A 19834-nucleotide genomic window follows, 5' to 3' on the forward strand; every position below is an offset into this window, starting at 1 on the left:
GGAGAGCCATGGGCTTTATCAACGAAGACTTCCTTCTGCACTCGGAAGCCGCCAAGCGCCTTTATCACGGCTATGCCGAGCAGCAGCCGATCCTGGACTATCACTGCCACCTCTCGCCCCGAGACATTGCCGAGAACCGCAGCTTTCGCAATCTTTTCGAAATCTGGCTGGAAGGCGACCACTATAAGTGGCGCGCCATGCGAACCAACGGCGAGTCCGAGCGCTACTGCACCGGCGACGCTTCTCCGTTCGACAAGTTCCTGGCTTGGGCCCGCACGGTGCCGCACACGATTCGCAATCCCCTTTTCCACTGGACGCATCTCGAGCTGAAGCGCTACTTCAGAATCGATGACCTCCTCAATGAGCGCACCGCCCGCGAGGTATGGGAGAAGGCGAACGCCCAACTTGCAGGAGAAAGCCTTCGCACCCAGGCCATCCTGAAGAAGTTCAAGGTGAAGGCCGTTTGCACCACCGACGATCCTGCTGACGACCTCGCCTTCCACCGGCAGATTGCCGGCCGGCCGTTCGGCACGCGTGTCTATCCGGCGTTCCGGCCCGACAAAGCGCTCAACGTCCACCACCCCGACCTGTTCAACCCGTGGGTAGATCGCTTGGCTTCGGCCAGCGACGTCGATATCGTCAAGCTCGAGAGCTTTCTGGCTGCCCTCCGCCAGAGGCACGACTTCTTCCACGCCATGGGCGGCCGTCTTTCCGATCATGGCCTGAACTACTGCTATGCCGATTTGTGTTCGGAATCGACGGCGGCGCGCATATTCGACAACGCGCGTGCCGGAAAGGCCGCTACGCCGGTCGAGCAGCACCAATTCGCGTCGTTCATGATGCTCTACTTCGGCCACCTCGATGCCGGGAAAGGCTGGACCAAGCAGTTGCATCTGGGTGCGCTCCGCAATGCGAATACCCGCCTGCTGCAACAACTCGGTCCCGACACCGGCTCGGATTCCATTGGCGATTGGCCGCAGGCCGAGGCGCTTGGCCGCTACCTGGACGCGCTTGATCGCGAGCATGCGCTGCCGAAAACCATCCTGTACAACGTGAACCCGGCTGATAACTACGTCCTCGCCACCATGATCGGCAACTTTCAGGACGGGTCGGTGGCCGGAAAAATTCAGTTCGGCAGCGGGTGGTGGTTCCTCGATCAGAAGGAAGCCATGCAATGGCAGATCAATGCCCTGTCCAACGCCGGCCTGCTGTCGCGTTTCATCGGCATGCTCACGGATTCGCGCTCCTTCATGTCCTATCCCCGCCATGAGTACTTCCGCCGCGTGCTGTGCAATATGCTCGGGGCCGACATGGAAAGTGGCGAGTTGCCCGGCGATGAAGCGCTCATCGGCGGCATGGTGCAGAACATCTGCTTCGAAAACGCCCGTCAGTATCTCGGATTGGAACTCGACTTGGGCACGACCGAAAGCGCAGCCGCCGGCAAGCAGTTGGCGAAGTGCGGAGAACCGGCATGAGGGGAGCAGCGACCATCGTCTTCGGAAGAGTGCTGCCCTTCGTCCTGGCGGTCACCATCGGCGCGATCGCACAGCAGACCCAGGCGGCGGTTCCTCAGCAGCCGGGGCGCAGCGATCCATCGTTCACAGAACCTTCTCTCGCGCCGGGCGTGGACTATACCGTTCCCACCGAGACCGAGATCAAGGCCACGCTCGATCGCATTCTTGCTCACTTCGTCCGCTCCACACCGTATCGCATCATTGACTCCAGTACCGGCAAGCCAATCACCGACTTCTCTCATCCGGTGAAAACCGCCGAAGTCGATCTCAGCAACGGGGAGTTCAACGACTGGACCTACTCTACCGGCGTTGCGCTGGCCGGCATGTTGCACGTTGCCGATGTGACCGGGGACCGGCGCTACCAGGATTACGCGCTCAAGAACTTCGACTTCATCTTCGACCACCTCAATTACTTCCGCCGCCAGGCCCAGCAGTTTGGGCCGCAGCCGCACGGCTATCGCCGACTGCTGGCGATGCATGAACTCGATGACTGCGGCGCCATCGGCTTTGCACTCGTCAAGGCCTATGCGAAGAAGCAGGATCCGCGCTACCGCGAAACCATCGACGTAGCTGCCGATTTCGTCTCCCACAAGATGACGCGCATGCCCGACGGCACGCTGGCGCGCCCGCGGCCGCTGCCGGTCTCCATCTGGACCGATGATATGTACATGAGCATCCCGCTGCTGGCGCAGATGGGGCACCTCACGGGCGATGGCAAGTACTTCGACGATGCCGCCCGGCAGGCCATACAGATGTCGGCACGCGTCTTCAACCCCGCCAATGGACTCTACGACCACGCCTGGTTTCAAGGAGTGGATCACGACCCTAGGTTCTACTGGGGCCGCGCCGACGGCTGGGCGCTGATGTCGCTGGCGGAACTGTTGAGCGTGATGCCGGACAATCATCCAGATCGCGCACGCGTGCTCGAACTCTTCCAAGCGGGTATTCGCGGGGTCGCCGAACTGCAAGGCAGCACTGGCCTGTGGCACCAACTGCTCGATCGTACCGACAGCTATCTGGAGACGTCGGCATCGGCGATGTTTACCTTTGCCATTGCGCGTGGAGTGAATCGCGGCTGGCTTAGCCCGATCTATGCCCCGGTTGCGCAAGCCGGCTGGCAGGCGGTAGCCAAGCGCGTGCGCGAGAGCGGAGAGATTGACGGCATCTGCGTGGGCACGACCGCTGCCTATGATGCCGTTTACTACTACCACCGTCCGACCAGTACCCGCGCCATGCAGGGCTACGGCCCTACCCTGCTCGCCGGCGCGGAGATGATCCAGATGCTCCGGTCATTCGATGTCGAGCGCAAGCTCAACACCTTTCATTACCGTCCGCGCGGGAAATAGTCGCGAGAGGAGTAGTACATGGCCCGCATCATCGCCACATTGCTGATCGGCCTCAGCTTCATGGCTGCCGCGGGCCCCGCCGCTGCCGCTTCCTCATCGGCCACGGTCATGGTGAAGAACCCCATTGATCTCGCTCGATCCTCGGAGACTATTGTCTTGGACGCTGCCGAGCTGCGTCGAATTCTCGGCGTCAAAGACGTACGTCGGGTCCATGTGCGCGATGCCCGCTCCGCGCAGGACCTGCTCGTTCAAGCCGTCGACCTCAACGACGACGGAACGTTCGACCAACTTCTGTTCCAGACCGACATCGGGCCGTCGGAGACGCGGAAGTTTGTCCTCACGGTTGGTGAAGTCCAGATCGCCGCCCGTGAGCAGTTCAAGGCCTACGGCCGCTTCGTTCGAGAACGCCGCGACGACTTCGCCTGGGAAAACGATCGCATCGCTCACCGCATGTACGGCGCGGCGCTGGAGACTTGGGCCCAGGAACCGCTGACCAGCAGTGCGGTGGATGTGTGGACGAAGCGGACCCGCAAGCTGGTGATCAACGATTGGTACATGGTGGACGACTATCACCACGACCACGGTGAGGGCGCAGACCTGTACTCTGCCGGCAGCAGCCGCGGTTGCGGCGGAGACGGCCTTTGGGCCGGTGGACGCCTCTATCCCTCGGCCAACTTCCGCGATACTCGCGTGCTCGCCAACGGGCCCATCCGCGTGATGTTCGAGCTGGTGTACCCGGCATGGCAGGCGGGCGGCGTCCGAGTTTCCATGGTGAAGCGAATCACGCTCGATGCGGGCCAGAACCTTGATCGCTTTGAAAGCCACTACACCGTGGAGAGTGGCTCGGGCGATCTCGCCGAAGCTATCGGCATCAGGAAGACGCCGGCGGTTCAACTGGCTTTTTCGCGGGACCAGGGCACGCTCCGTGCCTGGGAAGCCCTGCAGGGCGATGATGGTCAACTGGGCTGCGCTGTCATCGTCGATCCCGCCAGCGTGATCGGCAACACAGTAGACATCAAGAACTACCTCGTGACCGCGAAAATGCCGCCCGACAAAGTCGCCGTCTATTACGCCGGCTTTGGCTGGAATAAAAGTGGCGACTTCAAAGGCCCCGAAGAGTGGGACCGCTACGTTGCCCAGTTCGCAACTCGCCTGCGCTCGCCGCTTCAGGTGTCACTGGCGGCCCAGTAGCGCCCGCGGAAGAAGGGGGAAAGATGTCTGACGATAATCCGCGTCGCGGCTTCATCAGGAACCTGGCGGCTGTGGCTGCCGTAACCGTTCCAGTCGCCAGCGCGTACGGTGCTGAACCTGATCCGACTCCGGCGGGTTCGCGCACCTCGCTCTACAACATCCTCGACTTCGGCGCCGTTCCCGACGGCAAGACTCTGTGCACTCCGGCGATCCAGGCGGCTGTGGACACTTGTGCGAAGTCCGGCGGAGGCAAGGTCATCGTGCCGCCCGGGAAGTTTCTCGCCAGCGCAATCTTCCTGAAGAGCCACGTGGAAGTCGAGATTCTGGCGGGCGCGACTCTGCTGTTCACCACCGACTTCGGTGGTGTTCCTGCCATGCAAGGACGCTGGGAAGGGATCGATCGTACAACCTATGCCGCGCTGTTCACCGGGCTTGATCTGGAGAACGTCTCCATCACCGGCCGCGGCGTGCTCGATGGACAGGGCGAAGCCTGGTGGAAAGCCTTCCGCCGGGACGAGGAACTGCGGCGCAAGCTGGGGCTGGAGGAGCGTGAACCGGAAAATCCTCCCGGATCGCTGCTGAAATGGGGCCGCCCGCGGATGATCAACCTGTTCCGCTGCCGCAATGTGCGAATCGCCGGCATCAGCGTCGTCGATTCGCCCTCGTGGAATGTCCACCCGGTGCAGTGCAACGACGTGGTCATCGACGGCCTCACTATCACCGCGCCCTGGGGCTCTCCCAACACCGACGGCATCGATCCCGACTCCTGCCGCAATGTGCGCATCGCGAACTGCTACATCAGCGTGGGCGACGACTGCATCATTATTAAGTCCGGATACAAATACCGGGAGGATGGAATCCCCTGCGAGAACATCGCCGTCACCAATTGCGTCTTTGGCACAGGTCATGCCGGGGTGGGAATCGGCAGCGAAACCGCGGGCGGCGTGAGAAACGTTGCCATCAGTAACTGCCTCTGCGACGGGACCCACCGAGGGCTGCGCTTCAAGACCGCCAGGAGCCGCGGCAACGTGGTGGAAAACGTCCGCGCCTCCAACGTGGTGATGCGCGATGTCGGCGAGGCTGTGGTGGTCACGATGTTCTACACCGGGGGTGACCTGCACAAGTCCGAACCGGTCAACCAGGGTACGCCCCGCTTCCGCAACTTCCATTTCAGCGACATCTTCGCCACCAATGTGAAGAAGGCCGCGGTCATCGAAGGACTGCAGGAGATGCCGATCCAGGAGGTCAGTATCAGCAACTTCACGGTCGAGGGCGCCGAAACCGGCATTGCTTGTACCAACGCAATCGGAGTCAGATTCTCCGATGTCGTAGTGAATGTGGCGAAGGGACCGGTGGTGGCTGCCGATTCAGTTCACAACCTCGACATCAGCAGGGCAACCACGCGCAAGCCAAGGAGCGGCGAACCGGTCATTCGTTTTGAAAATGTCACCGACGCGGTGGTGCAATCGTGCACCGCTCCCGAAGGCACCGGCACTTTCCTGGAACTGAAGGGTACGGCCAATCGCGACATCAGCTTGATCGGCAACCGCTTGAGCCGGGCTGCTCACGAAGTCGGCCTGGTCAATGGCGCCAGCGACAGCGCCATCGTCAAGCGAAGCTGAGATTTCAGCGACTTCTTCCGGCCCGGGTGAGTGACAAGTCGGCATTGCGGCGACGAAGGGATGCGGAGGAGGCAAAGATATCTCCTCCGCGCAACTCGATCGCTACTGGTTCGCTGGCAGGGCCCGCCGCAAACTCCAAAGAGTCGGTGCCGCTTCCGCGCCTGTAACCGGCCTTCGCTCCTGACGCAAAAGCCAGGGCGGGAACTCCGCGGACCGTGACGCTCTCATTGAACTTCACCAGCACGCGGCCGCTTGTCCGCTCAACCTTGACGACCCGGGGCACCGACGTGCTTTCCGGATTCCAGCCGGGCAGCGTCCACTCCGCCGTCACCGTTGTCTTGGTTTGGGCCGGGGATTGTTCAATGTTGTTCTTGAGCCACGGGTAATTCGGGGCCTTGTTGTCGGCGAAGTAGATGCGCCCCTCCCCCCATTTCATTTGATAATTCTTCGCGGGCTCGCGCCAGATTTGTCCGCTCGGTAAAAGCCGGTCTGAAATCCTGTCCTCCACGAAGTACCATGCCGCGTCGCGGAAATACGACCCTAGTCCGAATGGCTCCGGGCCGTCGATCACCGAGTTGCGGATGACCAGTTTGTCGGACTCGCGCGCCAGCCCTTCGTTGAACAAACAACTCTTCGTTCCGCCCGCGCACCAGAACCTGGAGTTCACGGCGTAGGTGGTCCCGCGCGGCACCATGATGTGATAGGTGCCCGACACATACACGTCGTTCAGGTAATACTCGGCGCCGTCCCCAAGCTTCCATCGCCGCGCCGAGAGCACCAAGGTATCCCCGCCAAATCCCACCACGTCCACGTTGGCGATCACGATGTGCGTCGCATCACCGACGATCGACAGCGCCGCCCCTTTGCCCTTCTCGGATTGGAACGAGTTGGCGACGGTCAGGTTCTCGAAGACCAATTCCGAACCGTCGGCGATTACGGTGGCGCACTGCTCCTCTTTGGATTGATCGGCAGCGGTGGGACAGGAACTGGTATCAACTTCGGCTGTAATCAACGTCCTTTTGCGGTCTTCCCCGCGCAGCGTCAGGAAGGACCGGTGAATCCGCACCTGCTCGCGGTACGTCCCGTTCTTGATGTGAATTACGACGCGCTCGCGATTGCCCTCGGGCACCGAATCCACCGCGGCTTGAATGGTCGGGAATTGGGCCGGCCCGTGCGCCGCAACCGTAATGTCGAGCGCGCCGGCAAGGCGCCCAGCAAGCAGAAGGACCAAACCCGCGATGGCGACATTGCGCATGCGCATGGCAACCGACATATTAGATCCCAGATGAGTGGCCACAGGTCAGCGGCGTTAGGATAGACCAATATGTTTAGCAAAACAAAAGTGGCATTGCCACATATGCGAGCAGGATACCCCGACCGCCGGACCATAATGGCACTCACGCATGCTCAAAATAGCATTTATTACCGTTGACAACGCTTATTTCGAAGCGGATACTCGTGCCGCAATCTGCCCACTCTTACCCAAGGTGGCTATACCACTTTGGTTGGTTGTCGATTCGTACATGACATGGCCAGCAGCAGCCCAATGCATACTCCTCAGCGCGGCAACGGCAAGGCGACCTGGAAAGGGAGCGCCGAACAAGTGGTTTCCTTCGTACGCCACTTGATCGAGCGCGGTCAGTTGTGCCCGGGAGACCGTCTGTCGGCCGAGCGGGACCTGGCCCTGCAAATCGGCGTCAGCCGTCCCACGGTTCGCGTCGGCCTACGGGCCTTGTCCGCCATGGGGGTGGTGCAGTCGAGACCTGGTTCGGGAACCTACATCACTGCGGGGCCGCCGAGTTTGGGTACTGAGCCGCTGAATTTTCAGGCGGCGCTGCACGGGTTTACTCAGGAACAAATGTTCGAGGCACGCCGCATTCTCGAGGTTGGCGCAGCGGGATTGGCGGCACAGCGCGCCCGGCCGGAAGCGATCGCCAAAATTGCCGATGAGGTCAGCAATCTGTTTGCGGCGATCGACGAAAAGGAACTTTTCCTGGTCCACGACATGAGTTTCCACCGTGCGGTGGCAGCAGCATCGGAGAATCCGATCGTTGCGTCATTGGTGGAGATGGTCTCCACTCTTTTCTACGAGAGGCGCAAACAGACGGCGAGGCTGGCGACCGATACCAATCTTCGCGATGCAGCCCAGATGCACCGGCTTGTCTATCAGGCGATTCGCGCTCACGATCCCGAAGCCGCACGATCCGCCATGGACAAGCACCTGCTGATATCCGGCCAACATCAGGCGCAAGAGCAATCCGGCACAGAGCGCAGGTCTGCTTTATTGCCAGGGCCTGGTTCGCGTAGCGGGAATGAGCGCTCCCCGCGGAGAAGAAAGGGAAGGCAATATCGAGGCGATGAATAGTTACGAGGGGTTCATCAAAGCTTTTGACTTTACCGGGCAAACGGTGGTGATCACTGGCGGCGCCGGCGTCCTGGGCGGCGAAATGGCGTGCGCCCTGACCGGCTGCGGCGCGCAGGTCGCCATTCTGGACCTCAACCTCGAACCCGGCAAGGCACTCCTGGAGCGAATGGGCAAGCGCGCCGCGCAGACCGAACTGTTTGCCTGCAACGTGCTTCAGGTTGACAGCCTGAAGAAGGCGGCGGCCGACGTCCTGGCCCGTTTCGGAAAGATCGATTGCCTGATCAACGCCGCGGGAGGAAACAAGCCCCAGGCAACCACCAGTGCTGAGCTGAAGTTCTTCGACCTGCCCACCGAAGCGCTGCGCTGGGTTTTCGACTTGAACATTCTCGGAACCATCCTGCCGTGCCAGGTCTTCGGCAAGATCATGGCGGAGCAAGGGCACGGAACCATCCTGAATATTTCCTCGATGAATGCCTTTCGCCCCCTGACTCGCATTCCCGCGTATTCGGCGGCCAAGGCGGGCGTCAGCAACTTCACCCAATGGCTGGCGGTGCACATGGCCCAGGAGTGCTCGCCGCGCATTCGCGTCAACGCCATTGCGCCCGGATTCTTCCTCACAGAACAGAACCGGTTCCTGCTGACGGATCGCGACACCGGCGCATTGACCGCGCGCGGCAAATCGATCATCGCCCACACTCCCATGGCCAGGTTTGGTGAAGCCGAAGATTTGTTTGGCGCCGTGCTGTGGTTGTTGTCGCCCGCGTCCGCGTTCGTTACCGGCACGGTGGTCGCGGTCGACGGTGGTTTCTCAGCCTACAGCGGTGTTTGAAGGAGCGAAGAGATGACGGTCGGAAGAGGATCTGCCGTTGGATACTTGAGTGCCGATGACATGCGGCAGATCGTTTCCGAGGCGATTGCCACGGCCGCCTTCGATGGCAAACGCATTCTGATCATTATCCCGGATGGGACACGCACCATGCCCATGCCGGAAATGTTTGTAATTTTTCGAGAGCTGCTGCGGCCGCGGACGAAGGCGCTGGACTACCTGGTTGCCTTGGGCACCCATCCTCCCATGAGCGATGCGCAGCTAAGCAAGTTGGTCGGCCAGCCGGTGGTGGATGGGAAGGCAGGCGATTCCTACGTCTTCAACCACCGCTGGGAAAACCCAGAGAACTTTATCCGGCTCGGCGCCATCCCTGCTCTGGATATGGAGCTGATTACCAGCGGCCTCATGTCGCAAGAAGTGCCGGTCACGCTCAACCGGCTGATCCTCGATTACGACCATCTTGTGGTCTGTGGCCCGGTGTTCCCGCACGAAGTGGTCGGGTTCTCGGGCGGCAATAAATACTTTTTCCCGGGCATTGCCGGCCCGGAGATCATCAACTTCACGCACTGGCTGGGCGCCGTGATCACCAACTACGAGGTGATCGGCGCGGGCTACACGCCGGTGCGGGCGGTGATTGATCGCGCCGCCGAAATGATTCCCCGCCCCAGGTCCTGTTTCGCGCTGGTCGTCACCCATGAGGGAGTCGCCGGCTTGTACTTCGGATCTCCCCAGGAGGCGTGGACCGCGGCGTCGGCACTTTCGGCCCGCAAGCACATTGTCTATGTCGAGCGGCCGTTCCGTCGCGTGCTGTCCATCATGCCGGAGATGTACGACGACTTGTGGACCGCGGCCAAAGGCATGTACAAGATCGAGCCTGCGGTTGCCGACGGCGGCGAAGTCGTCATCTACAGTCCGGGCCTTACCGAGGTCAGCTATACCCACGGAAAGCTGATCGATCAGATTGGCTACCACTGCCGCGATTACTTCATGAAGCAGTGGGACCGCTTTAAGCATTTTCCGGGCGGAGTACTGGCGCACTCGACGCACGTCAAAGGCCTCGGCCAGTACGACGCCAGTACTGGGATTGAAACTCCACGCATCAAGGTGACGCTGGCCACCGGTATTCCCGAAGAGCGCTGCCGCCGCATCAACCTGGGATATCTGAACCCGGCAACCGTTCATCTCGACGAGTGGCGTGGTCGCGAGGACGAAGGCGTGGTCGCGATCCCGCGCGCCGGCGAAATCCTGTTCCGGCTCAAGAGAGCGACGATGGCAGCGGCATCGTAGGAGAACCAACTTGGCATACAAGATCGGCATCGTGGGTTTGGGCGTCATGGGGGCGAACCTCGCGCGGAACATGGAGCGCCATGGCTTTCCCGTCGCGGGTTATGATCTCGACCCGGCCAAAACACGCGCTTTCGCAGAAGGAGTGGATTCTCCCGCTGCCTTGATGCAGTGTCTGGAACGACCCCGGCGCATCCTGATCATGGTGCCTGCCGGTGCGGCGGTGGACAGCGCCATTGCCCACCTGAAGCCGCACTTGGAGCGCGGCGACATTCTGATGGATGGCGGCAATTCCTTCTTCCTCGATACGGAGCGCCGCAGCAAGGCGCTCGAGGCGGAGGGATTCAACTTCATCGGTACGGGCGTTTCCGGCGGCGAAGAAGGCGCGCTCTGGGGCCCGGCGATCATGCCGGGCGGGCAGCGGGAAGCATGGGAGGCGGTCGCGCCCATTCTGAGGGCCATCGCGGCCCGCGCCGAAGACGGCGAGCCTTGCGTGGAATACATCGGGCCACGCGGCGCCGGGCATTACGTGAAGATGGTTCACAACGGAATCGAGTACGGGGATATGCAGTTGATCGCCGAGTGCTACGACCTGATGCATCGTGGCCTGGGGATCCCGGCGGCCGAATTGCATGCCATCTTCAGCGACTGGAACCAGCGGGAGCTGAAGTCCTACCTGATCGAAATCACCGCGAACATCTTCTCCAAGATCGACGATACCACCGGCAGGCCGATCGTGGACGTCATCCTCGACGAGGCCCAGCAGAAGGGAACCGGAAAGTGGGCCAGTCAGAACGCGCTCGACATCGGTGCGCCCATTCCCACGATTAATGCGGCGGTGGAAAGCCGGATCCTCTCCGCCCTCAAGCCGGAGCGTGTACGGGCTTCCACGCTACTGCGTGGTCCGAAGCCGGCCTACAGTGGAAACCGGAACAAGCTCATCAAGGCGATCGAGCAGGCGCTCTATGCCAGCAAGATCACGTCGTATGCCCAAGGCCTGGCGCTGATGCGGATCGCCTCGGCCGAGTACAAGTACGAGCTGCGCCCCGGCGACATCGCGAAAATCTGGCGTGCGGGTTGCATCATCCGCGCGACGCTGCTGGGCGAAATCATGGCGGCTTACGACCGCGATCCTGGGCTCGTCAACCTTTTGCTTGATTCTGCTTTCCGTGAAGCGGTGGAGAGTCGTCAAGCGGCATGGCGCCTGGTCGTGCAGACCGCTGTCGGTATGGGCATACCCGTACTCGCCCTCAGCTCTTCGCTGGCCTACTTCGATGCCTATCGTAGCGAGCGGCTTCCGGCCAATCTGACGCAGGCGCAACGCGACTATTTCGGCGCACACACCTATCGAAGAGTGGACCGGGAAGGCGTATTCCATACCGAGTGGTCGCATCCGGAAACGGGTACGCGGGTTTAGGAACTGGAATAAGAAAATGGCCGACACCGAAACGACCGGCTCCGCGTTAGCAGCACAGGTGGAAGGAGTTCAACAAGTTTCACCCGTAGGAAGACTCCGGTGGGTGATCTGTGGACTTCTGTTCTTCGCCGCTACGGTCAATTACATCGACCGCCAGGTGATTGGACTTCTCAAGCCCACCTTGCAGGCACAACTGCACTGGAACGAGATCGATTACGGCAACATCGTTTTCTATTTCCAGGTCGCCTACGCCGCCGGTTTGCTGATCGTTGGACGGGTGATGGATTGGCTCGGAACCCGGAGAGGATTTGGACTGGCAGTGTTCGTTTGGAGCATTGCCGCCATGTGCCATGCAGCGGCTCGCTCGGTGTTCGGATTCTCCGCGGCCAGGTTCGCTCTCGGTTTGGGAGAGGCCGGCAGTTTTCCGGCCTCGATCAAAACTGTGGCGGAGTGGTTCCCGAAGAAAGAACGGGCACTGGCGACCGGGATTTTCAACTCCGGTACGAACGTCGGCGCCATTGTCACTCCCGTGGTCGTCCCCTGGTTGACCTACACCTACGGTTGGCAGATGGCATTCATCGCGACCGGCGCTCTGGGATTTGTGTGGGTTGTGCTCTGGGTCTGGTTCTATCGCGCGCCCGAGCTTCACTCCCGACTGTCGGCCGGGGAACTCGCTTACATTCGCAGTGATCCTCCGGACCAGGCCTCCTCCATACCGATGTTGAAATTAACCAAGTACCGCCAGACTTGGGCGTTCTGCATCGGCAAGTTCCTTACCGATCCTATCTGGTGGCTGTATCTGTTCTGGGTGCCTGATTTTCTCCATCGGAACCATGGCGTGGATCTCAGCGGGATGATGCTTCCACTGCTGATCATTTACAACGTAGCCACAGTAGGCAGTGTTTTCGGAGGTTGGGTCTCATCTTCGCTCATTAAGCGCGGTTGGAGTGTCCACTCCAGCCGAAAAACAGCCATGCTGATGTGTGCCCTCGCCGTGGTGCCGATCGTTTTCGCGTCGCGAGTCTCCAGCCTGTGGGCGGCAGTCGCCTTGGTCAGCCTTGCTGCCGCGGCACATCAAGGTTGGTCGGCAAACCTCTTTACGGTCGCCTCTGATTTATTTCCGCGGCGTGCTGTGGGTTCGGTGGTTGGCATTGGAGGAATGGCGGGCGCTATCGGCGGGATGCTCATCGCCAAGGTGGTTGGCTATGTGCTGCAGTGGACCGGCTCGTACGTGCTGGTCTTCATGATCGCGGGCTCCGCTTACCTGGTTGCTCTCCTTTTCGTTCACCTGCTTTCCGGTACTGGCAAACCAGTCCAGTTAGAGGTGTAGATCGCCACGGTATTTCCAACTGTTCGGAGACGAAGAGATGGCTTCATCCTTGAAAATTCCTCACCTAGGTCGCTTCGATTTCCTGTCGCTGGGAGCTTTGGTCTGCCGACTGGACCCCGGGATCGTTCCCTTCCGCAAGGCGACACATTGTGACATGCATGTCAGCGGCGGCGAATACAACTGCGCCGCCAACCTGGCGAACTGCTTTGGCCTGCGCACGGGGATCGCGACGGCGATGGTCTCCTACCCGATCGGCGATTTGATCGCCGAACGGGTGCGAGCCATGGGTGTGGTGCCGTTGTACAAGCATTTCACCCACGACGGCAGCCGAGGGCCGAACATGGCCACGGTTTACAGTGACCGCGGCTTCGGGGTTCGCCCGCCGGTGGTCTTTTACAATCGATCCAATGAGGCTGCCGCTCAGCTCCAACCCGGAGATTTCAATTGGAAGTCGATTTTTGCGGAGGGCGTTCGCTGGTTCCACAGCGGTGGCATTTTCTCTTCGCTCTCCGAGACCACTTCGCAACTGGTGATCGAAGCCATGCAGGCAGCCAAGGCGGCTGGTTGCGTCACTTCTTTCGACCTGAACTACCGCGAAAAACTTTGGAAGGGTGCGGGCGGCGCTGCGCGTGCGCGAGATGTTTTGTGCGAGATCGCGAGGCATGTGGATGTCCTGGTCGGGAACGAAGAGGATCTGCAGAAAGGCTTGGGCCTTGCCGGGCCGGATGTTGCTGCCAAGTCGAAACTGGACCCTACCGTTTTCTTCTCCATGATGGAGACGGTGAAGAAGCGTTTCCCGAACGTGAAAATCGTCGCGACGACTCTTCGCGAAGTGCATTCGACGAATCGTCACAGTTGGAGCGCAGTGGCGTGGATTGACGGTCAGACCGTATCAGCGCCGGCGGCGGAGTTGGAAGTGTATGACCGCGTGGGCGGCGGCGACGGGTTTGCCTCGGGCTTCTTTTACGGGCTCATGAACGGCGAGTCGCCAGAACAGGCGATTCGCTTAGGGTGGGCGCATGGCGCTCTTCTTACCACGTTTCCGGGCGACACTACGATGGCGACTCTCGACCAAGTCCGAAGCTTCGCGGCAGGGGGCTCGGCACGCATTCAGCGGTAGTGGCGCGCCTCGGGACAAAGCCCGCGAAAGTCTGCCCGAGGTGAGGCATGCCGTCATTCTATGACCCAGCGCCATCGTCCCAAAGCGCTGCCGTTTTCCGTGTTGCGCATTGCGAGCAGCGGCAAGATACTGCGCGAACACGCAGTGCTCGACGGATGTTCTCTGCGTCGCAGGCCCGGCCAATATGCCCCCCTGCGTCAAGTAGAAGTTTCTTTAATGCCAAAGCTGGTTGAGGAATTGCGTGTACGGGTCTGCCGCTACTTGCCGGAGAGTCAAGAACGCAGCTTCTGCCGGGGACTTGCAGCAGATCGGGGCGCGTCGGCGGGTCGAGAGGATCACGAAGGGAGGATGTGCCAACCGCCAGGGGTTTGTTCCGTTTTCGGAACAAGAATCCGTTATCGACGGCGTTCCGGCCGCCGACGAGAACAATCCTGACAATCAGGTTGGCGGCAGGCGAACTGGCTGCACGTGGCCATCGTCGCACCCATTGACCATGTCACAGGAAAGGAAAGGACAATGGCAATCGAGACCACTCACAAGCGAGCGATTACCGGCAACGATCTGGGGATCAAGGTGACGGCGCCGCAGGGGAAGCGCATCGTAGCGGTCAAGTGCCTCCTCGATGGCCTCGGCTTACAGGAGCCCACGATCATGGTCCCGGTCGATCACCATGCTCACACGCATCTTCAAGCGGGCGGCGCAAGTCCGTTTCGAGATCACACACTTGTCGTGACCGCCACCTACGATGATGGAAGCACCGAACCGGCACAGGATAATTGGCAAGACAGCGTTTGATGCCGCCGCGAGGCTTGAGGGTATGGCGCGGGCAAAGGCGCTGCGAGGATCTGGAGGCAGAGCTATGCGCGTCAGAACAGAAATCCGTTTTCTAAACCGCTCACTTTAGAGCCAGCGCACATGACTTGCTCCCGCAGCGGGGCGCCCGCGAAGTCAAACCGCTCCGCGAAAAGTGGAGCTTGAATTACCAACTTAAGCGGACAGCCATTTCCGCCTTGCGCTGCGCCCAAAGGCGACATGCGCCCGAACGTCGTGGAAGCTCCCCGCAGGTATTCTTCGCTGTCCTTGCGTGCGGCGATCATCTGGGTGAAGTTGTTGTGCACGTAGAAATGACAAGCCTCGTGCACCAGGGTGCCGACGTCAACGCCGACCTGGACCAGGATCTTGCGCCCGGAGCGCGCGCCAGCGGTTGTCGTGATTCCCCCCAATGTACTCAGCGATGAGCTGCCGGGCGTCACCCGGAAGGGAGGAAAGCGGTTCAAAGACAGCGATTAAACCAGTCGATCGTTGTACCGACGAACGAACAAGGGAACGGAGATTCGCACATCGTCACGAACGCGGGATAAGCGATGAAGCCGTGAGTACAACAGCATTCGCGATAGCATTCGACGTGGTGACGGTAGAGATCGCGGCAATACGGCTCTGGACACGCCGGATCAAGCAGACCGATGGGATCGAGGCATGTTCCACTCACGGCGCCGGCGCGGCTCAGACCTGACAGGAACGCACTCATTTTTGCTTGCAGGCATTTCCGCACGCAATTGTTAGTGGCATTGTCCGGCGTGTTCTCACACGCGCACGTTGCATTGTGGCGATAAGTCCAAGTCAGCCAGGTCTTCGCCAACGGACCTTGGTACGCGCTGCAGTTCGTGGCGGATGGGGAGGAGGTCGTGTCGTACGCTGGGACACAATCCACCTTGTGCTTGTGGTCGACTGGTTCAACGGCAGAGACACGATGAATCACTACGCTCCGATGCTCCGGCCTTGGACCTGCTGTCGCGCCGTGCTTGAAGATACGTATCTGGCTAGCGGAGATGCCGGCTGTCGTCAGCACGTCTATGGCTTTTTCCGCACGCGCGCACGAGAGCGTATCGTTGAACGCGACAGGACCTTCTTCACTGGCGAAGCCGTGCACTTCCAAGATGTTGTTCCGTGGTAGTGTGGCTGCAAAGGCGAGTAGGCGCGGCTCTTCTCCGTCACGAAATTCATCACATCCGACTTTGAACAAGAATGGTTCGCCGGTTACATCCCCGCTGAGCCCGGGGCACTCGCCCGCCTTGACCGCCGAACTTCCGCACGCTCGCTGCACAACTGGACCGGAAGTTGAACCTGGGGAAGGAACAGAATGGCCCGTGGTCACCGATTCGGCTACGCGGTCGGCCTGCTGTTCGGCGGCATCCTGAGGTTCACTGATGGTGAGCTTTCTCGCCGCCGCCGGGGCAGCGCCTCGCTGCTGCACTACGTGCGCGAGTTCGTGCGCGAGCAAACGCCGACCCGCGCTTGAGGAAGGAGCATACTGTCCGGCTCCAAACACAACATCACTTCCCACGGTGTAGGCCAGCGCATTGACAGCCTTCGCCGAGGCGCCGGCCTGCTCACCGGTGTGCACGCGCACATCGCTGAAATCATGATCCAACCGGTTTTCGAAAAATGTTCGGGTGACCGCGTCCAGGGGCTGGCCCGGCGAACGCAAAACTTCGTGCACAATGGGCGGTACTCCAGTCTCTGCCGATGCGCCGCTGGTCTTGCGTTGCAGGAAGCCTTGCTCGCGCTTTTCTTTGCAGGATTCACACTCGCCGTCTGACCCGCCGCAGGCGCACTTCCGCTGTAATTGGACAGTTGGCACAGGTGTAGCGGGGGGGCGCGCTGCGCGCCGATCGACCATCCGCATCAGGGCCCGGTTGCCCATCGACCGCTGAAGTTGATGAGCTGAGTGACGCCACGACGCTTCACGCCCGCCGGAGTTTTCAGGCCCGCCGTGGAGATACGCGCCCGGCGATGCCACGCGGGAGTGGAACTCACGCCGCGGCTCCGGCGCCGGCGCAGCGTTTGCCGGATCGTTGCGCTGCTTGGTTTCGGTTGTGGCAACGTGCAGCATCAGACAGCCTCAGGGCACCACGGCATTCAAGACGCCCCAGGTATTAAGTGGAGCCGGCAGCGGCCTCACCGGTAGCTGGGGCGTACCAGCGAAGACGTTTCCCGTCACCGCCACGGTGGCGTTTTCTGTGCCGATCGGAAGCGGCACAACAACGATGCTGCGCTTGCCGCCCTGCGCGTTCTGGTTGAATATCAAATTGCCGGTCACGGTCGCGCGCGCAATTTGAATCAGCGCCACCGTCGGAATGCTTCCTTCCCCCGTATCGTTGCTGAAGTTGTTGGCATGCACAATGGCGCTGCCGCCGAGGTCGAACCGGTCGTCGAAAACGAACAGGGCGAAGGTGGAAAGCACCTTGATCTCCTGGGGTACCGCACTTTTATTGGTTGCGATCGCCACCAACGTGTTGTGGGAGCAATCCAGATTCAAGGTCACATTGTTGATGGGCTTTGCGAACCCTTGCCGCTCCGCCGCCGAAAGCAGGTTGTGGAGGACAAAAAACGGGGTCAGGACGGGGCCGATCGCCGGCGGTTGTACAACAGGCCATGTCACTTTGAACTCGATCGGGTTTGCGGGCTTGAAGCCGGACGGCCAGGGATACGCTCGTGCCAGCGTCGCCCCCAGCAGCACCACGGAATCGTTCAGCCATTTATCTACTGGCTGGTTCGGGACGTCAGGGGGAACCGGGAGCGATCGCAGGGAGAAAATTTCGATGCCTGCATAACAATCGCGTGCCGTGTTGTGCTGGATGGAAACATCTCCGTACTCGGCATACAGCACGGCGGCGGCGGTCAGGCGCTCAAAGTCGTTGTTTTGCAGGATGCAGTCCTGCAACAGGCTGGGGACGAGTACGACTTCGAAGACGCGGTTTTCACCTGAAAGGTCCAGCTTGCCGGCCGCGTACGGCGCCGCTACGAGGCCGAAAGAAACCTGGAACGGTTCCTTGGCGGTCTGGATCGACTCCCCATCGTGCTGAAAACTGTTGCGCGAAACTTTCAGGCCGTTGCAAGCGCCGCTGGCGAGAACGCCGATCGCGATGGCGTTCGCCTCCTTAGCATCGGTGAAGTGAAAAGCGCAGGAGTCGATCGTCAATCCTGAACACTCCAATGCCCTCAGTCCAATGGACACCTGCAGCCTGCTGACCACAGGCCCGCCGACCTTACGTATGGTTTGCGCATCGATCGCCGCCAGCTTCCCGCCCGCCTTCTCAAACGGCGCCCAAGGCATTTCGAATTGCAAACCCTTCACCGTAACGTCGCTCGCACGGTCCACAAGCAGCAGGCCGTGGAGCAGTTTGGGTCCTGCGCCTTCGGCGGCTTGGAGAACTACGCCCCCATTGCACGCCTCAATGGTGAAGCTCGAGTGCTCGGAACCGAGCCGGAGTGTTTCGGCCAGCAAGTACTTCCCTGGCATCAAGCAAATCCTGACCGGACCTTTGCCCTTGTACTGGTCCACCACCGACTGCAAGCTGGCGTTGCCCTTCAGGTCCTCGGGCCGGACTTGGACTGTACAGCAGCCAGCCGTGAGCGTGCGTTTGGTGAGTTCAACCAGGTTATCGAACTGGTTTCGGCAGTCGACGGCGGAACGTGGTGTCGCTTTCCAGTCGATCACGGCCAACGGGCATACCCACTGACGCGGACCATCGGCCGGCTGAAAGTCATTCAGATAACGCTCCGGATACACGGGGGTCGAGGTGCTGGGCCGGACTGCGAATGTCCAGTAATCGCCCACGTGGTACTTCCCGCTTGCTCCCGCCTTGAACGTCACCTGCACGCCTGTCTGTCCCAAGGAAGTGGCCGTGTTCGCCACAAGGTCGAGCCGTTCCTCCCAGATGCGCAGGTAGAGTTGGGTCTTCTGAGTTGGATCGGTGGGATCAGTGAGATTGACAAAGTCATTGGACAAGGCGTCATTGAGTGCGACCTGTTGGCTATCCGGAATGTAAGCGCCGGCGAGCGTCGTGACCACGCTGAACTTGTTCGCCGGTGGATTGTCGATATCCGCGGCATAAGCAACGTAGGCGCCGTTGCTGAGCTTGGCAGTGGAGCGCAACACTTGCACTGCCTGTTGATTGCGGGGCTGGTGGTACTGATCGACAGGACGCGAGCCCAATTGCAGGTGTTGATTGTCGACCGCGGTCACCTGGTACAGAAATGAAGCATTGTCAAAGCCCCACAGGAACTTCGCGTTGCCCGCCTGATCGACTTCGCAGATTTCCACGCGGATCAACTGGTTATCCGCGCCGAGATATCCTCCCTGAGCGACCGGCTTGCACAGGTCAGGGCTGGTGTTGTCCTGGCTGAAGCTGACCTTCAATGCCGCCTGCGGCAGGACGCGCATGGAGTTGGGATGGAAATCAAGGCCTTGTGCGTTCCAGCGCGCGATGGCTTCCTGCCATGCTCCGGAACAGTCCTTCGACTGCGTCGCCAGGCGATGAACATGCTGGAGTAGCCGGCTGCGCTGCGCCGTATCCGGACCGCCAAGCGCAACATCTTTCAGGGAAGGAACTTCAACCGCGCTGATTTCCTGTTCGAGCAGATGGAGGAAGACAAGCTCGGTTGAAGGCGGCGCAGGATCAGGCGGCGCGGGAAAAAGCCAATCCGGCTGGCTAGTGTACTTGTAGGTGATGGGCGGGTTTCCCTTGGGGAGGTAAGCGCGCACACCGCCCACGTACATGGTTCCGGCCTGGACTTGGAAATCGGTGCCGGCGCCGTCCGGCGTGATGCGATAGCCGTCGTCGGGAGTGCCAGTCGGCCCCACGAAATCGAGCGCGTCGTGACGAATCTCTTCGTTGACGATTTGCAGCGCTTCATTGGCGTCAGCTTCCAGCGTGACGCGCCCCTGTTGCATGACCACGGATCGGTACTGCTGCTTCTCGTCGTAGGAAACGCGTACCCTGTCGCTGCCCATGGATTGCTCCTTGCTTCGCAGT

Annotated in this window: 15 protein-coding genes; 11 read left to right on the forward strand and 4 right to left on the reverse strand. The window is 60.7% G+C overall.

The window, feature by feature from the left end; all coding sequences use genetic code 11:
- Positions 1-8: 8 nt before the first annotated feature.
- The 4 genes from uxaC to LAN70_07305 are packed head-to-tail and all read left to right on the forward strand — an operon-like array spanning position 9 to position 5673.
- Positions 9-1475, forward strand: coding sequence for a glucuronate isomerase (gene uxaC, locus LAN70_07290; GenBank protein ID MBZ5510960.1), 1467 nt, complete (start codon positions 9-11; stop codon positions 1473-1475).
- Positions 1472-2860: a glycoside hydrolase family 88 protein gene (locus tag LAN70_07295; protein ID MBZ5510961.1), complete on the forward strand. Its 1389-nt coding sequence runs from the start codon at positions 1472-1474 to the stop codon at positions 2858-2860. The genes uxaC and LAN70_07295 overlap by 4 nt, the downstream gene beginning before the upstream one ends.
- Positions 2861-2878: 18 nt before the next feature.
- Positions 2879-4051 (forward strand): DUF4861 domain-containing protein, encoded by a 1173-nt coding sequence (locus LAN70_07300; protein ID MBZ5510962.1) that lies wholly within the window; start codon positions 2879-2881, stop codon positions 4049-4051.
- Positions 4052-4074: 23 nt separating this feature from the next.
- A complete protein-coding gene (locus LAN70_07305; protein ID MBZ5510963.1) occupies positions 4075-5673 on the forward strand; it encodes a glycoside hydrolase family 28 protein in 1599 nt (532 codons plus the stop codon).
- A 4-nt stretch (positions 5674-5677) separates the two neighbouring features.
- On the opposite strand, the gene LAN70_07310 is transcribed toward LAN70_07305, so the two are convergent.
- Positions 5678-6946: a hypothetical protein gene (locus LAN70_07310; protein MBZ5510964.1), complete on the reverse strand. Its 1269-nt coding sequence runs from the start codon at positions 6944-6946 to the stop codon at positions 5678-5680.
- Between the two features lie 255 nt (positions 6947-7201).
- Between LAN70_07310 and LAN70_07315 the strand changes: the two genes are divergently transcribed.
- The 7 genes from LAN70_07315 to LAN70_07345 all read left to right on the forward strand — a co-directional run bounded on the left by LAN70_07315 (position 7202) and on the right by LAN70_07345 (position 14810).
- A complete protein-coding gene (locus tag LAN70_07315; protein MBZ5510965.1) occupies positions 7202-8038 on the forward strand; it encodes a FadR family transcriptional regulator in 837 nt (278 codons plus the stop codon).
- On the forward strand, positions 8031-8867 hold the full coding sequence (locus tag LAN70_07320; protein ID MBZ5510966.1) for an SDR family oxidoreductase: 837 nt from the start codon (positions 8031-8033) through the stop codon (positions 8865-8867). The genes LAN70_07315 and LAN70_07320 overlap by 8 nt, the downstream gene beginning before the upstream one ends.
- 12 nt (positions 8868-8879) lie before the next feature.
- Complete coding sequence (locus LAN70_07325; protein MBZ5510967.1) at positions 8880-10151, forward strand: lactate racemase domain-containing protein; 1272 nt, start codon at positions 8880-8882, stop codon at positions 10149-10151.
- A gap of 46 nt (positions 10152-10197) precedes the next feature.
- Positions 10198-11565 (forward strand): NADP-dependent phosphogluconate dehydrogenase, encoded by a 1368-nt coding sequence (gene gndA / locus LAN70_07330; protein ID MBZ5510968.1) that lies wholly within the window; start codon positions 10198-10200, stop codon positions 11563-11565.
- 16 nt (positions 11566-11581) lie between these two features.
- Complete coding sequence (locus LAN70_07335; protein ID MBZ5510969.1) at positions 11582-12895, forward strand: MFS transporter; 1314 nt, start codon at positions 11582-11584, stop codon at positions 12893-12895.
- Between the two features lie 37 nt (positions 12896-12932).
- Positions 12933-14015, forward strand: a complete 1083-nt coding sequence (locus tag LAN70_07340) for a sugar kinase (protein MBZ5510970.1) — start codon at positions 12933-12935, stop codon at positions 14013-14015.
- Between the two features lie 516 nt (positions 14016-14531).
- Positions 14532-14810: a hypothetical protein gene (locus LAN70_07345; GenBank protein ID MBZ5510971.1), complete on the forward strand. Its 279-nt coding sequence runs from the start codon at positions 14532-14534 to the stop codon at positions 14808-14810.
- 71 nt (positions 14811-14881) lie between these two features.
- On the opposite strand, the gene LAN70_07350 is transcribed toward LAN70_07345, so the two are convergent.
- The 3 genes from LAN70_07350 to LAN70_07360 all read right to left on the reverse strand — a co-directional run bounded on the left by LAN70_07350 (position 14882) and on the right by LAN70_07360 (position 19812).
- Positions 14882-15292 (reverse strand): hypothetical protein, encoded by a 411-nt coding sequence (locus tag LAN70_07350; GenBank protein ID MBZ5510972.1) that lies wholly within the window; start codon positions 15290-15292, stop codon positions 14882-14884.
- Positions 15289-16719: a DUF4157 domain-containing protein gene (locus LAN70_07355; protein MBZ5510973.1), complete on the reverse strand. Its 1431-nt coding sequence runs from the start codon at positions 16717-16719 to the stop codon at positions 15289-15291. Before LAN70_07355 ends, LAN70_07350 begins: the two co-directional genes overlap by 4 nt.
- Before the next feature lie 198 nt (positions 16720-16917).
- Entirely contained in the window at positions 16918-19812 is a 2895-nt protein-coding gene (locus LAN70_07360) for a DUF6519 domain-containing protein (GenBank protein ID MBZ5510974.1), read from the reverse strand.
- Between the last annotated feature and the right edge of the window lie 22 nt (positions 19813-19834).

It is taken from the genome of Terriglobia bacterium, assembly GCA_020072845.1.
Taxonomy (GTDB): domain Bacteria; phylum Acidobacteriota; class Terriglobia; order Terriglobales; family Acidobacteriaceae; genus JAIQGF01.